Consider the following 15,246-nt stretch of genomic DNA (forward strand, 5'->3'; position numbering starts at 1 on the left):
ATGGTAATGGTAACGGTGCTGGAAAGCAACGGCGTATTCAACCGTACCGGAGCTTACTAAACTGGTCGCTAAGACACCGGATTACTACTTTACTGATTGCGATCGCTTTCTTTATCGGTAGCTTGCAGTTAATTCCGTTTATTCCCAAAGGGTTGTTTGATAGCGGTGACACGGGGTTGAGTAGCGTAATGGTTGAGTTACCGCCTGGGTCTACGTTGAGTGAGACTGAGGACGTGTTGCAGCAACTGAATGGGTTGCTACAGAAAGAGCCTGCCGTTGATAGCGTTCTGGCAACCGCTGATAAGGTGAATTCGGGTACGGTTTTCGTTAACTTGATGCCGAAGGATGAACGGGATGTCTCGCAACAGGAGTTTGAGCAACAGATGCGGGAGGCGTTCCGCCAAATTCCCGGTGCTAGAATTGCATTCCGTAGCCAGGGGGCGGGGGGTAGCAGTAAGGATTTAGCGATCGTTCTTAAGAGTGAGAATGCCCAGACGCTGACTCAAACGGCGGATGCTTTAGAGAAGCAGATGCGCGAAATTCCCGGTTTGGTGGAAGTAACGTCGAGTACCAGTCTGGTGAAGCCGGAGATTGTGATTGAGCCAGATCCACAACGGGCAGCAGATTTGGGCGTTTCAGTCAGTGCGATCGCTCGTACCGCTTCTCTGGCATTAATTGGTGATAATGAGTCCAATCTGGCGAAGTTTAATTTAAGCGATCGGCAAATTCCGATTCGTGTTCAGCTTGACCCGAAAGCCCGCGAAGATATTAATACCTTAAAAAATCTACGAGTTCTTACCTCAAGCGGCTCTCTGATTCCTATTACTGCCGTAGCCAATATCCGCTTGGGCAGTGGTCCTGCACAAATCGACCGCTTTGACCGTAACCGTCAGGTTTTGGTAGAAGGGAACTTGGAAGGCATCTCTTTAGGAGACGCCTTGGAAAAAGTCAGGGCATTGCCAGCTCTGAATCCCCTCCCGCCAGACGTGTCTGAGGAACCTTTTGGGGATGCCCAAATCATGCAGGACATTTTCACCCGCTTTGCTACGGCATTGGGGGCGGCTGTACTGTCGATTTATGCCATTCTCGTCTTGCTGTATAACAATTTCCTGTATCCCTTCGGGATTTTGGTAGCGCTACCTCTATCCATTGGCGGTGCGCTGCTGGGGTTGTTGGTGACTCAGAAGGAATTGGGGCTATTTGCCTTAATTGGGATTGTGTTGCTGATGGGATTGGTAACTAAAAACGCGATTCTGTTAGTGGACTTTGCCTTAGCAGCGATGCAGGAAGGAAAACCGCAGTTTAAAGCGGTGGTAGAAGCGGGTGTCTCACGGTTGCGCCCGATTCTGATGACTTCGATTTCTACGATCGCAGGTATGATACCGATCGCGTTGGAAATCGGGGCAGATGGGGAAGTACGCAGTCCGATGGCAATTGCTGTGATTGGCGGGTTTACGACTTCTACTCTGTTGACGTTGGTAGTCGTTCCGGTACTGTTTACCTATGTAGATAACTTATACCACTGGATTCTTGGGTTATTTGCTGGGAAGAAAAAGCGTACCCGGAAGTCAGGGGGGGTGGAAATCGTTGATGAGGGAGAAGATGCGGCGGTAATGAGTAACGGGAAGAATAATTAATCAGCTTACACGACATCCAATTTGCATATTCATTCAGGAAGATGACCGCTGGAAGAATTACGGCACGCCGCCTGTGGGGAATGCCAAGCCAAACTAGAAGCAGAGATTCGGGACAATCTTAAGGGATTGGGGTATGGCTGAGGATTTATTGCAAGAGTTAATTAAGGAAACTCGAAGGCTGACTCTTGATGAGCAGTTGCAGTTGATGAAGCAGTTAGAACAAATAGTAAGGTCGCACGACAAAACAGATAGTAGTCAGCGCTTGTGGGGCGAAATTCAGCACCAACGCGAACAAATTTTGGCATTAGCGACTAAGCAAGGTGCCTCGAATGTCCGAGTCTTTGATGTGGGAGTGCGTCACGATACATCCCCAGCCGGAGAGGTAAATCTTCTGGTTAATTTAGAACCGGGAAAGAGTTTGTTGGCATTAGCAGGGTTGATGGTGGATTTACAGGAGTTACTCGGTTGTGATGTTTATGTGACTGAAGAGGGAGGATTGAAGGGAGAACACCGGGAGAGGGTGTTGCAAGAGGCTGTCTTGCTGTGAGAAGTGACAGGGAACGATTAGAGGATATTTTAGGAGCGATCGTTTTTCAATCGCCAACAAGCTACTATAAACTCCTGAAAGAAGCGCGAATTAGTTGGCAGAAAGCCCAAAAAAAGAACCCGCGACAAGACCCAGAAGCCGTGAAAGAAAGGCTGAAAGAAATAAAGTCAATACTGGCAGAGGCAATGCCAGAGATTAAAGCTGAAAAGGTTGTGGTGTATGCAATTGACGAAGTTCATCTGTTAGAAGGAGATCTAATAAGCCACCTTTGGGGAGACAGTAAGGAAAGGCTAAATATTCCGATGATGAACGAAAAAAATCGGCAAACTTATTACGGAGCTTTAAATTTGTCAAAAGAAGCCACCCTCGAATGGCTGGAAGGCTTAGGTTACACTCCCCTCCACGCCGCCGATGAGATGAAACTGGTGATAGTGTGGGATATGTGGCTAACCGGATTTGACGCCCTATGTCTGCATACCATCTACGTCGATAAACCCATGCGCGGACATGGATTAATGCAGGCAATCGCCAGAGTCAACCGCGTCTTCAAAGACAAACCAGGCGGATTAGTGTTCGCGGCAGTGGGTTTAAAGAATCCCGATATCTCCATTCTCTCCGATGAATTCTTAGAAGACGTGCGGGGCTTACCCTACCGGAACTTAGCCCTAGAGGTGCTGCGGAAACTGATTAACGATGAGATAAAAACGCGATGCTCTCTTCGCAGCAGCGCTTCGCTATCGCAGGCGAACTAGTGCAAGCAGTCCGCCGTAACGTAACGATTGACTGGACGGTAAAAGAAAGCGTCAGAGCGAAGCTGCGAACCCTCGTGAAGCGGCTGCTACGCAAGTATGGCTATCCCCCCGATAAGCAGGAGAAAGCAACAGTGACGGTGTTGCAACAGGCTGAGTTACTGTGCAAAGATTGGGCGGCATAACAAAAAGGGGCTATAATCCCCCAAACTGCGAGGGTTAGGGGGATATGAGCCTTATCCCGAACATATTGCTCGTTTAAGTGTTGTCCATCTCACCCTATCAAGTCTCTCAATTAATTTCTCAGAATTGATACGTTTCTTTATAATTTAGAGGAAAAGGTTTCAATAAAAAATCCGTTCTCCTTACGGAGAGCGGACATTTTGAGCCTATTCAGAACGCTTTAACCAACAGGTTGCAGCAACAATTCCGACGAGTGACTCGGCAATACTTTCACTTGACCATCATCATCGACATCGACAACGGCGGTACTTCCCTCGCTAATTTGACCCGATAGCATGGCTTCAGCCAAGCTGTCTTCTAACAGGCGCATAATCGCTCGTCGTAAGGGTCGAGCACCGTAAGCGGGGTCATAACCTTCAACTACTAAGCGGTCTTTGAACCGTTCTGTCACTTCCAGAGTAATTCCCTGTTCAACTAAGCGGATTGAGACTTCTTGAAGCAGGATATCAGCGATTTGCTTAACCTCATCCCTTGTGAGTTGACGGAAGACGATGATATCGTCAAGGCGGTTGAGGAATTCAGGACGGAAGTACTCTTTGAATTCGTCATTGACGCGATCACGAATGCGATTGTACTGAGACTGTGCTTCGTCGTCGGAGTACTCAAACCCGAAACCACCACCACCTTTCTCAATCACCCTAGAACCGATATTCGAGGTCATGATAATCAGCGTGTTCTTGAAGTCCACGGTACGACCTTTGGCATCGGTCAAGCGACCGTCATCCAACAATTGCAATAGGGTGTTGAAGACATCGGGGTGAGCCTTCTCGATTTCGTCGAACAGCAGCACCGTGTAGGGTTTGCGCCGAACGGCTTCTGTTAGTTGACCGCCTTCGTCATACCCCACATATCCCGGAGGCGAACCAATTAGCTTGGAAACGGTGTGAGAGTCCATAAACTCGGACATATCCAGCCGAATCATGGCTTCTTCTGAACCGAAGAAGTAAGCGGCTAAAGACTTAGCGAGTTCCGTTTTACCAACCCCCGTTGGACCGGAGAAAATAAAGCTGGCAATGGGGCGATTGGGGTCTTTTAAGCCGACTCTTGCCCGACGAATCGCCCGTGAGACTGCCGTAACCGCTTCCTCTTGACCAATCAGCCGCTGATGTAGGGTGTCTTCTAAGTGCAACAGCATAACTGATTCAGATTCGGTCAACTTATTGACTGGCACTCCTGTCCAAGAGGAGACAATATGGGCAATGTCTTGCTCGTCTACAATGGCAGCGTGTACAGAGGTAGACTCTTGCATCTCTACATTCTGTTCGGTGACGGCTTTCAGCTCAGTTTCCAGTTCCGTTTCGCGATCGCGTAATTGTGCCGCTTTCTCAAAATCTTGCAGTTTAACGGCTTCCTCTTTTTCTTTAGTAACCTGACGCACTTGCTGTTTCAGTTCTTTGGTTGCTGGAGATGACTGAAAATGCATCAAATGAACGCGACTGCCAGCTTCATCGATCAAGTCAATAGCTTTATCCGGCAAATAGCGATCTGAGATGTAACGATCTGAGAGTTTAGCCGCCGCTTCTAGAGCTTCATCAGCAATTTCAACTCGATGGTGCTGCTCATAAGCGTCTCGTAGACCGTACAAAATTTCAATCGTCTCCTCTACTGAGGGTTCTCCGACTCTTATTGGTTGGAAGCGACGTTCTAGAGCAGCATCTCGCTCAATATGCTTGCGGTATTCATCCAGAGTTGTCGCGCCGATGCACTGTAATTCGCCCCGTGCCAAAGCCGGTTTGAGAATGTTGGCAGCATCCATACCGCCTTCGACGGAACCTGCACCAACTAGGGTGTGAACTTCGTCAATGACCAAGATGATGTTCCCAGATTGACGCACTTCCTCCATAATTTGCTTGAGGCGTTCTTCAAAGTCGCCCCGGAAGCGAGTGCCGGAAACCAGCGCCCCCATATCCAGGCTGATAACCTGCTTGTTTTCTAAGATTTCAGGAATGTCTTGAGCTATGATGCGTTGGGCAAGACCTTCAGCGATCGCTGTTTTCCCAACTCCCGGCTCTCCCAACAACACTGGATTGTTCTTAGTCCGGCGACCTAAAATCTGAACAACCCGTTCAATTTCCTTGGCTCGACCAACTACTGGGTCAAGCTTACCTTCAGAGGCTAACCGGGTTAGATTTCTGCCAAACTCTTCTAAAGACGCTTTTTTGGGTGCGCTTCCCACCATAAAGGGAGACCCCATACTTCTGGTTGTCGTAGCTGCCGCTACTTCTCCAATCGCCTGAATTAGCTTTGTACGGGCTTTTACTGGGTCAACATCTAAGTTTTGCAAAACTTTGCCAGCAACGCTTTCTGAGTCTTGGAGAATGGCTAGCAATAGATGTTCTGGACCGATGTAGTTATGTCCAAGTTGGCGAGCTTCTTTGAAGGATTGCTCAAAAATGCGCTTTGCCTTGGGGGTGAAGGGAATTTCTGCTGGAACAACGCCAGAACCCCGACCGATAATTCGTTCTACCAAGCTTCGTGTTTGCGCCAAGGTGACGCCAAATTCTTTGAGAACAGTTGCGGCTACGTTACTTCCTTCTCTAATCAACCCCAAGAGAATTTGCTCGGTTCCCACGAGGTTGTGTCCCAGGCGACGTGCTTCTTCCTGGGCAAGCATGATCGATTTGATAGCTCTGTCTGTAAAATGTTCAAACATGGTGGGTTATCCTTACCGAGCGGTATTAAAAGAGACGAAGTAATATTCAATCTCCTTCATGTAAATTTTTATGTATTGCACAATTACAATGTATCTCTCTACAGTTAGCTTTATCAGTGGGCAGAACCGTAATATTGTAGGTGTATTTGCCGTCTAGATGCGGTTGAGTGTAGCCGTCACTACTAGAGGCAGCTAAAGACAGCGATCGCACTTCCCCATTTCATCAATAATTAAAAATACAGCTCTGCTCGATTCGGCTAGGTAGATTGATGCTGATACTTACCAAACTATCTTGCCTTTTTCGGGAAAGTTGAAGAAACTATCTCTCGACATAGTTTCTGAATCTCAAGAGAGGGTAGGTTTTCCAGACACTGACTTAACCTCATTATTAATAACGCTTTAAAGCTCGTGCCATCTCTCGCTGATCCTGGCGCTGCTTGATTGTTTCGCGCTTGTCATAGATCTTCTTCCCTTTACACAAACCCAGAGAAACTTTAACTAATCCCCGCTTCAAGTACATCTTCAACGGTACTAAGGTCAACCCTTCTTGTTCTACTTTGCCAGTCAGCTTGCTAATTTCCTGCTTGTGCAGCAACAATTTGCGGGTGCGAAGCGGGTCGTGATTGAAATAAAGGCTACTACTTTGATACGGCGAAATATGTACATTCAGTAACCAAGCTTCGCCCCTGCGAATCAGGGCATACCCATCTCGCACATTTGCCCTGCCTTCTCGAATAGACTTGACCTCTGTCCCTTTTAACTCAAGCCCTGCTTCGTAAGTTTCTAAAATTTCGTAACGGAAACGGGCTTGTCGATTATCAGCAACTACTTTGTAACTTTCTTTTTTATCACTCATACCACAAATTTAACCTTTAATGCCGGGAATTGCGAGCTTAGAAGCAATTCTTGGAGTTTAGCGCATTGTGTGACAAGCCGTAACACGGCACTCTTGTATTGTAAAGTAATGTTAAAAGATTGACATTCTTGGGATAAACAGTAACAATAGATACAGAAAGAAAAAATAAATCGTTCATCTCTCTAGACTATCTAGTATTTAACAGTTTAGGAATGATAGGGAGACGGAAGTAGGGAGAAATCCCGAAGGAACGCGCCTCAGTCACTACAGTTGTTTTACGAGGCGAAGACCATGAAACTTACTTATCGCGGTGTTAAATACGATTACAACCCTCCTACGGTAGAAACCGTTGAACGTGGAGTGGGTGGTAAGTACCGGGGTTTAGACTGGCGATTCCGCAATTTGAAAAAGCCGCCAGTGCTGCAACCTGCCGCTGACCTGAAATATCGCGGCGTTCACTATCAAATTCCAGGAGTTGTGGTGAATAACAAGCTTGAACAAGAGAAAGTGCCTGCACTACTCTCTACTGCAGACAAAGCTCGGGTTTTGATGCTGGGTAACCAGCGCTCACGTAAAAACCGCCAGCTAGCGATGCTGAACCGTTCAGCAGAGGAAGTCGGATTAACACCAGCTCACTAGAATTTGGGGTTTTACCGATTAAGAGTAAGCAACGAGCCTACTCTTAATCTTGAAATTGTGTTCAGGAATGAGTATTCAAGAGAAGCGATGATAAAAGCGACACGACCTTGAACTGAACACAAATCTCGAACAGCTAATTGCAAATTCGCTCCTTGAAAGGGGCGTTTTTTTGTGTAAAATCTTGTACATAAATAAGGAAAGGCGAGGAGAGTTTATCTTTAAAATTCGCCCCAGCTCCCCAAAACTCCCCACCCTTATTGAGGATTGACGGGAGTACTATCCAGACCTAAAGAGTCACAGAGTCTGAGCTGACAGGTTGGTAGCTCTTGAGTGTAATCGCAGGTATAACTTCCCAGAGGTGCTGCGCGATCATTAAAAACTCTGACATTGTATTGGTAATCTCTAGCAACAGCACCGAATTGAGTGACAAAGCTGTATCGATCTAAATAGTCGAGGAGAGTCCAAGGTTGACGACTAACAACTAAATCGATTCGCTTTTCATCTTGGTAGGCTATCCAGTTGGTGAGTAACTTACCCCCAAAGCGATCAAATTGTTCTTGCGCCCACCAAAGACTGGGAGTTGCAATATGGTCTTGGGGAATGGTGTTAGCTGTTATAATTCCCGGTGGAGGGGGTGGAGCTTCCGGATTTAGCAGTTCTACCTGTAACGGTATCGGAGAAGGAAGGGGTGCAGACGCGAAAGACTTATCCGAAACTAACTTTCTACTTCTCGTTGCAGAAATCTTGCAAAAATCCGTTGGTTGTTCTTGGGCAGCTACGAACCGGGGGATTAACAGGAAAGGACAAATTGCCAGCAGGAGAAACAGCAATTGCCTCAGTTGGTTTAACTGGGGTTTAATCTTCATGGGTTAATTTCAAGGGGGTGTGGGGTGTTTTCTGAGGATGTGGGGGAAAGAGTGAGAACTCCACTACTGTACAATTTAACGCATTCTTGCCGTAAAATTAGTTATTTCTCTCACCAGCCACGTTTGCTCCGACAGGGTTAGAGCTATACCTAGCCTATACTTGCGTGGATATGACTTTAGTGAACACACTGCAATTGTTTTTCTTATACATGGCAACTCAAGCTTGCTCAAAGTAATTGGATTGATATCAGCTAATTTCCCTCGAACATTCCAGTAACATAAACCCAAAATCCACCGTTTTATATGAAAGCTCTCTGGGTTAATTTCGATCCAAGTGCGAGAGGTGGCACGGATTAGAAAACTAGCTAGGCTATACAGTCCGATTAACCCATAAATACTGAGAAATACAATACCCAGAATTAGAAATAAAATACAACCATTCAATACCCAGTTATAGAGAGTGATTAAAGTTATTAAGTTTGGGTCACTATTTAATCGAATACCTTCGGCAATATTAAAATAAACGCTCGGAAACGCTAGGGTTTGAGTCAGAGTTAAACTGATTATATCCCACAACAGTAACGGTAAAATGAGTTTACTAATAGGAGTGAGTACTTTGAAGAGACGGAGGCTATTGCTTAGTCGCCAAACAGGTTTAATTTCTAGAATTAATTTTTTCTGCGTCTTGAGTAACGCTATCCGATTTTGAGGTGATTGGTAAAAGAGTTGTCCTGGATTCTGTCTCAGTTTCTGTTCTCCTTGTAAGACAGCTAAGGCGTTTTTGGCATCAGGAAAACGATGGGCGATCGCAGGTTCTAGCATTCGTTCCAACCAATCCCCAAAGTCTGATGAAATTTGGACGTAGGGACGAAACTTAATTTTGAGTTGATGGTGAGGGAAATCGGCGGGAGATTTTCCAGTTAATAAAAATAGCAACGTTGCGCCTAATCCATATAAATCCGTTGACAATACGGCTTGCACTCGATATTGTTCGGGAGCCATATAACCGAATGTTCCCACTATAGTACTGCTACCTGTGATGGTATAACGATAAGTATCAGAAACTGCACCAAAATCTACAAGAAACACTTGTCCGTTCTTGCGGAGAATAATATTTTGCGGCTTGATATCGCGATGAATAATGGCTGGCGTAAATTGTTGTAAGTAAACCAGTACCTTTAAAACTTCAATAGCTAAACGTTTAACAGTCGCCTCTTTTGGCTTCCACCCCATTTTTACTAATTCGGCTAAAGACTTTCCTTTAACAAATTGCTGAATAATATAAAAATTACGGTCTTCTGGTGTATCAATATGAAAATAGTCTAAGTAACTGGGGATACCTGGATGATTGAGTTGAGATAGAATTCGTGCTTCTCGTTCAAATAATTCTAAGGTTTTCCAGTCGGTCATCTGGCGCAGAGATAGGGATTTGATCGCGACTCGTTGACCACTTTTTAAGTCTTCGGCTTTATAGGTTGTATCGATATCTCCCTGTCCTAAACGATTGAGGATGCGATACCGTTGAGCAATGATATGATGTTCGGTTGAATACATACACTTTTGGGGAGATAAGACACAAGGAAAGTAAGAATGTTACACCAAGGGATATTCTAGGGGATAGCACCATACTCTTTGAGTAATTGTTTAATATAGTTTTGTTGTGCCAGTTCTAGGGGAGTTTTATGCTCATAATTTATAGCATTAACATCCGCACCTCTAGCGAGCAACTGAACCACGAGTTTTGACCAGTTATTTCTGACGGCTTTATGGAGAGGAGTTTCGCCATAAATATCTTTTCCGTTGATTTCAGCACCTGAATCAACTAAAAACAAAGCAATATCCTCTAATCCTGCACTATGAAGGGGGGTTTTACCTTCTATATCTTGAATATTAATTTCTGCTCCCTTTTGAATGAGCAGTTGAACAGCTTCTAAATTATTCCAGGCTGCTACATGGAGAGGTGTATTTCCGTAATCATCTTGGGCATTGATATCCGCATTTCGATTGAGCAATAACTCTATAAGGGTAGTATTGCTAGCTTTATGTAATGGTGTTTGCCCTTGGTTATTCTGGGCATTAATCATAGCGTCTTGAGCTAGTAGAAACTCAACTAACTCTGTTTTGCTATTCTCTACCGCTTTATGGAGGAGCGTCTCACCCTCACTATTTCTGACATTAACATCGGCAATGAGGAGTGCAGCAATTTCTGGAGAAAGCGCGAGATGCAAGGGGGTATTACCTTGGTAATCTTTTGCCACGATATTTGCTCCTCTTTGCAGCAGAAATTCTATCATCAGCTTGGAGCCTATTTTTGTTGCCTGATGAAGGAGAGTGCCATTGGGATGAAACTCCCTATTAATCTCCTCAGCGTCAATTTCGGCACCATTTTTAATTAAAACGACTGCTACTTCTGGGGAATGTGCCAAGTGTAACGGGGTACGGTTAGTTTTAGCATCTTTAGCATTAACTTCTGCGCCTTGCTCAATCAGTAATTGAGCAATTTCAGGAGAACGGGCGATATGTAAGGGCGTTAATCCTGGCAGTAATTTTGCCCAGTTATAGGTTGATAGGAGTCCCATACCATCTCTGTGTAATCGCTCCCAATTGGGTTGACTTTTGGCATGAACATCTGCACCATTGGCAATCAGTAACGCGGCGATTTCTGGCGATCGCGCATAATGGAGAGGTGTCCAACCATACCAATCAGTAGCATTTACATCCGCACCTTCAGCAATTAGCAACTGTGCCACGTCCTTTGAGCCTACCCAGTGCAAGGGAGTTTTATGCTCACCATTCCTCGCATTCACACCTACCCCTTTTTTGAGATAGTGCTGAATTGTCGTGATATCTCCCTGTTCGGCGGTTTCGTAAACTTGGGGCGGTGTCAGTCTGAGAGTGCTGAGGATGGGGTATTTAAAACTATGGATTCCTAAAATAACACTGGCTAAAATTCCTATCGATACTACAGGTTTCCAGAAAGCTGCCTGGGATTTAACAGGTTTAAGTTTGACGGAAATTCGCTGATTTTGTAATTCAGTGAGTGCAGTTTCGGCGGTGGAAAAGCGGTAATTGAGATCAGGTTCCAGCATTGTTTCCAACCAGTCGGCAAAGGCTGCCGCTATCTGAAGCCGAAAACAACGGGAATCAAAGGCGAGAGTGTGAATGGGTAAATCGGCTGGAGAACGATGGGTGAGTAAAAATAATAACGTTGTGCCTAACCCGTATAAATCTGTTGCTGGAACGGCTTTTCCCAGAAACTGTTCGGGTGCCATATATCCCAAGGTTCCCACCACGATAGGACTTATGGCTAAGGTACTATAGTAGGTATTTTGCACAGCACCAAAATCCACGAGAACGATTTGCCCATCATCGGCTCGGATGATATTGTCGGGTTTAATATCCCGGTGAATTACAGGTGGTGTTTGCTGATGCAAATAAACCAAAATCTCTAAGACTTGAATGGCAATCTGGCGAATCTCTAGTTCATTGCTATACCAACCCTTCTGGACTAATTGCGCGAGTGAGCATCCGGGGGCAAACTGTTGGACAATATAAAAGCTGCGATCGCTGGGTGTATCGAGATGGAAATAGTCTAGGTAACGGGGAATACCTGGATGATTGAGTTGCGCTAAAATTTGAGCTTCTTGTTCAAACTGTTCCATTGCCTGCCAGTCATGAAGGTGGCGCAGTGACAATTCTTTCAGGGTGACTCGTTTTCCTGTTTCCAAGTCTTCGCCCAGATAGGTGATACCGCTTCCTCCCTGTGCCAAGGGTTCTAAAAGGCGATAGCGTTGAACAATCGTCTCGTCTGGCGCTTGTAGGTGTTCCATAGTGGTGTAACGTGTAACGTCAGAGATTGAGTCGTTGCCTATCTGGGTATGGCAACCGTGCCGAATCAATCCTATTCGGGGAAACGGTAGGATGCTGTTACCGAATTATTGCTCTATTGAAAGTATGCCCACGTTCGTCACTGAGTCTGTCACATCTAGAAGTGGCAACGGATTTGATAACAGATGTAACGGATGGTTGAGTTCAAGATTATCGATGTGGCTGGTGTATCAGGGTGTAGGAACAACCCGCTTCACGAATACAGCTTTTCTCTCTGGTACTTTATTTTTACGCAGCTCCCCTATGTCTTAGATAACTTGATGAACGAAATATCCTCTATCCCTACAATCCGTTCATCTGTTACATCCGCTACCAAATCCGTTGCCATCATTCAACAAAACCGAAGCCCCACACTCCTCTAACCCCAAAGCCGACGTCGAGGTGATCCGTTCAGGCGTTGGTGAGTATCACAAAGTAACGCAGGGATATCAAGTTGTTCGGGGCAGCGGGGTAGACAGTCGCCGCAGTGGGTGCAGCGATTTCCCTTGACTCCAGGGAACCAGTGACCGGCATTTTCAAACATACCGTAGCGATATTTACCGTAGTCAGTCATGTCGTAAGCAACTGCCAAGTTCCGTAACCGCAAAACTTCTGGAATATTAATGGTTTCTGGACAAGGGAGGCATTGGTAACATTGGCTACAGGCGTCAGTTCCCAATCTATCTAGAGCATGAGTTTCGAGATGTTGGAAAACCTTAAGTTCTTTTGGTGTTAGGGGGTAATCTTGGTCAGCAATGGTGAGAGGTGAAGTCAATTCAGCAGGGTTAGCAGGTCCGATACTGAGAGTGGTAATTCGAGAATCACTCAACAAAAAGCGATAGTTGAGTTCTAAGGGCGAGAAGGGATGGCAGAGTAATTCTAGCTTGGGCGGTGGGGTGTAAAGCTGCCCTCCCTTGTCAGCAGGAGAGATAATGAAAATGCCCATATCTTTTTGATGGGCTAACTTGACTGCATCTGCATTGTGCTGAAAAAAATAGTAGTAATGGAGGTTGACAAATTCAAATAAATCGGTGTCAATTGTCGCCAAAATTATTTCTAGAGGGGCATGGGTGGAGAAGCCAACGTGTCTGATACAACCCTGGGCAACAGCTTCTCGTACAGCCTTCATACAACCCCTAGGAGATTCAATCCAAGCAAGATGCTCCCACGTATTAATGCCGTGAATCGCCAAACCATCCAAATAATCGAGCTGGAGGCGGTCTAAGGACTCCTCTATCCACTGACGCATCATGCCTGCATCAGGTGTCGGCGGTAACTTAGTGGTGATGTGTAGCTGTTCTCGGAGTACAGGCAATTCGGTTTTGAGGATTTTGCCCAGATACTTTTCACTTTTACCGTAACTGCGGGCGGTCTCCAGGTGATTAATTCCTAGAGCGATCGCCTGCTGCACGGTTTTTGTAGCGTCTGACTCAGAAGCCAAACAACGCATAGTCCCTAGGGAAAACACCGAGAGGAGTAGATTGGTTTTCCCAAACCGCCGATAACGCATTGTAAACTAGTATTTCACCCTTTGGAGAATTTCTTGCGGAACCTGTGTTCCGTCTCAAGGTTGGTACAATTACTGAGCTTCGCCACCCGTTTTATAGCCCCGATGTTGGGTAAAATCCTCCGGGCGGATGTTAGAAACAAAGTCTCGAAAGGCGCGTCGTTCCTCTTCGTCAGCATCTCGATCGACGGGTATGGAAGCATCAGCCACCACTTCTTCCATTACCCAAATCGGGCTGTCAGTACGCAAGGCGATCGCGATCGCATCACTTGGTCTAGCATCAATTTCTTTTTTTGCCTCACCTTGACGAACACATAGGATGGCATAGAATGTATTATCTTGGAGCGAGTGAATGATCACCCGATCCAACATCATGTTCCATGTTTCCAACAAATTAACAAAAAGATCATGAGTCAGAGGTCGTGGAGACCTCTGTTTTTCTAAAGCGCTGATAATTGCCTTTGCCTGATCTTGCCCAATATAAATGGGTAAAGCACGTCGTTCTGAGGAATCCTTGAGCAGCACGATCGGGCTGCGCGTGACAGCATCTAATGCAATTCCAGCAACTTTCATTTCAATCATCAGCTTAGCCTCCAGAATACGGTCGGCGTCGAGGGCGTCAAAACGAACTCCTAAACTCCTATCAGATTGGCTTGGATTGAAAAAAACATCCAAGATCTATGTTATTCATTTCACTCTCATTAACCTTAAACTCAGCCTTTCATAACCCAATTGGGTCAGGAGTCAATAAGGTTATATTCTCCAAGTATGACCCACTCTCAGCACGTTTGCTGCGGGACTTTATGAAAAAAACACATAGCCCCTTTCTTCATTATCCCTATCCCGATGGGGATCTTAGCTCATGGCTAGGCAACTCACAGTCCCCTCTACGTCCTTAGTCCCTCTATTTTCCTTGCTCCGAGCAACTGAGGCTATTGTAGTATGAGGAGAATGCTAAACGTTTAACGCCAGACCGTGTTTACAGGATTAATCCAAGCCTTGGGAACCCTCCAACCGATCGGCAGCGATCGCTTTCAAATTTCCTGTCACTCTGGAGATTCTCAGATCATCTTACAGGATTTAGCGATCGGTGACAGCGTTGCTGTTGATGGCATTTGCCTAACAGTCGAAGAAATTTTGCCCCAAGGATTTGTCGCTACAGCTTCTGATGAAACCCTAAACCGTACCACCCTCGGACAGCAACACCAAACCGCTAGTTACGTCAATTTGGAAACCTCCGCCCGAGTCGGCAGCAAACTAGGAGGACATTTTGTTACAGGTCATGTTGACAGCATTGGCTGCTTACAGGAATCTGTAAAAACAGTCAACTCTTGGCAGATGTCCTTTGAGGCATCCGATACTTGGAAAGATTTATGGCAGCGACAAATTGCTCCTTATCTCGTCCCCAAAGGCAGCATCGCCGTCAATGGGGTGAGTCTGACTATTGCTGAGTGCGATTCTCAGGGCAACTGGTTCCAAGTCGCCATCATCCCCCACAGCTATGCTCAGACTAATCTTAGCCACTTGCAAACCGGTAGCTGGGTCAATCTAGAAAGCGATATTTTGGGCAAGTACGTTTCAAAATTGCTAAGTCATCGCTTACCAGCAATCAACCATACTCCCGTTAATGATATTTCCCTCGACTTTCTGACCGAACACGGATATTTGTAAGGGAGCAGGGA

At 45.8% G+C, this 15,246-nt stretch carries 12 protein-coding genes, 2 pseudogenes and 1 riboswitch; of the genes and pseudogenes, 7 read left to right on the plus strand and 7 right to left on the minus strand.

Going from position 1 to position 15,246, the window contains the following annotated elements:
* The 4 genes and pseudogenes from IQ257_RS25185 to IQ257_RS31695 all read left to right on the plus strand — a co-directional run.
* Window positions 1–1,637, plus strand: a 1,637-nt coding sequence (locus tag IQ257_RS25185) for an efflux RND transporter permease subunit (protein WP_193933293.1), incomplete at its 5' end; no start/stop codon positions are given.
* Window positions 1,638–1,770: 133 nt separating this feature from the next.
* On the plus strand, window positions 1,771–2,184 hold the full coding sequence (locus IQ257_RS25190) for a nucleotidyltransferase family protein (protein ID WP_228061013.1): 414 nt from the start codon (window positions 1,771–1,773) through the stop codon (window positions 2,182–2,184).
* A pseudogene (locus IQ257_RS31690) lies at window positions 2,181–2,333 on the plus strand (winged helix-turn-helix domain-containing protein); the annotation flags it as partial. The gene IQ257_RS25190 and the pseudogene IQ257_RS31690, both read left to right, overlap by 4 nt.
* A 258-nt stretch (window positions 2,334–2,591) precedes the next feature.
* Window positions 2,592–3,118, plus strand: a pseudogene (locus IQ257_RS31695) (type I restriction enzyme endonuclease domain-containing protein); the annotation flags it as partial.
* Between the two features lie 218 nt (window positions 3,119–3,336).
* On the opposite strand, the gene IQ257_RS25205 reads toward IQ257_RS31695, so the two are convergent.
* Complete coding sequence (locus IQ257_RS25205) at window positions 3,337–5,829, minus strand: ATP-dependent Clp protease ATP-binding subunit (RefSeq protein WP_193879059.1); 2,493 nt, start codon at window positions 5,827–5,829, stop codon at window positions 3,337–3,339.
* Between the two features lie 388 nt (window positions 5,830–6,217).
* A complete protein-coding gene (gene smpB, locus IQ257_RS25210; protein ID WP_193879056.1) occupies window positions 6,218–6,685 on the minus strand; it encodes an SsrA-binding protein SmpB in 468 nt (155 codons plus the stop codon).
* 169 nt (window positions 6,686–6,854) lie between these two features.
* Window positions 6,855–6,942, plus strand: a riboswitch (Glutamine riboswitch).
* Between the two features lie 34 nt (window positions 6,943–6,976).
* Here smpB and IQ257_RS25215 point away from each other — a divergent pair.
* On the plus strand, window positions 6,977–7,324 hold the full coding sequence (locus IQ257_RS25215; protein WP_193879046.1) for a DUF4278 domain-containing protein: 348 nt from the start codon (window positions 6,977–6,979) through the stop codon (window positions 7,322–7,324).
* 254 nt (window positions 7,325–7,578) lie between these two features.
* Here the strand turns inward: IQ257_RS25215 and IQ257_RS25220 are convergent, their stop codons facing one another.
* The 3 genes from IQ257_RS25220 to IQ257_RS25230 form a co-directional block, all read right to left on the minus strand.
* Window positions 7,579–8,190, minus strand: coding sequence for a hypothetical protein (locus tag IQ257_RS25220; protein WP_193879044.1), 612 nt, complete (start codon window positions 8,188–8,190; stop codon window positions 7,579–7,581).
* 75 nt (window positions 8,191–8,265) lie between these two features.
* Entirely contained in the window at window positions 8,266–9,744 is a 1,479-nt protein-coding gene (locus IQ257_RS25225) for a serine/threonine protein kinase (RefSeq protein ID WP_193879042.1), read from the minus strand.
* Between the two features lie 56 nt (window positions 9,745–9,800).
* Complete coding sequence (locus IQ257_RS25230) at window positions 9,801–12,020, minus strand: ankyrin repeat domain-containing protein (RefSeq protein WP_193879040.1); 2,220 nt, start codon at window positions 12,018–12,020, stop codon at window positions 9,801–9,803.
* Between the two features lie 26 nt (window positions 12,021–12,046).
* Here IQ257_RS25230 and IQ257_RS25235 point away from each other — a divergent pair, with 26 nt between their 5' ends.
* Window positions 12,047–12,220 carry a hypothetical protein gene (locus tag IQ257_RS25235; protein ID WP_193879037.1) on the plus strand — a complete coding sequence of 58 codons (174 nt, stop codon included), beginning with the start codon at window positions 12,047–12,049 and terminating at the stop codon, window positions 12,218–12,220.
* 216 nt (window positions 12,221–12,436) lie between these two features.
* Here IQ257_RS25235 and IQ257_RS25240 read toward each other — a convergent pair whose 3' ends face one another.
* Together IQ257_RS25240 and IQ257_RS25245 are read right to left on the minus strand one after the other, a co-directional pair.
* Window positions 12,437–13,567: an aldo/keto reductase gene (locus IQ257_RS25240; RefSeq protein WP_193879034.1), complete on the minus strand. Its 1,131-nt coding sequence runs from the start codon at window positions 13,565–13,567 to the stop codon at window positions 12,437–12,439.
* A 69-nt stretch (window positions 13,568–13,636) separates the two neighbouring features.
* On the minus strand, window positions 13,637–14,146 hold the full coding sequence (locus IQ257_RS25245; RefSeq protein ID WP_193879031.1) for a bifunctional nuclease family protein: 510 nt from the start codon (window positions 14,144–14,146) through the stop codon (window positions 13,637–13,639).
* A 393-nt stretch (window positions 14,147–14,539) separates the two neighbouring features.
* Here IQ257_RS25245 and ribE point away from each other — a divergent pair, with 393 nt between their 5' ends.
* A complete protein-coding gene (gene ribE / locus IQ257_RS25250; RefSeq protein ID WP_193879028.1) occupies window positions 14,540–15,235 on the plus strand; it encodes a riboflavin synthase in 696 nt (231 codons plus the stop codon).
* Window positions 15,236–15,246 lie beyond the last annotated feature (11 nt).

Origin of the sequence: Coleofasciculus sp. LEGE 07092 (assembly GCF_015207375.1) — a bacterium.
GTDB lineage: Bacteria > Cyanobacteriota > Cyanobacteriia > Cyanobacteriales > Coleofasciculaceae > LEGE-07092.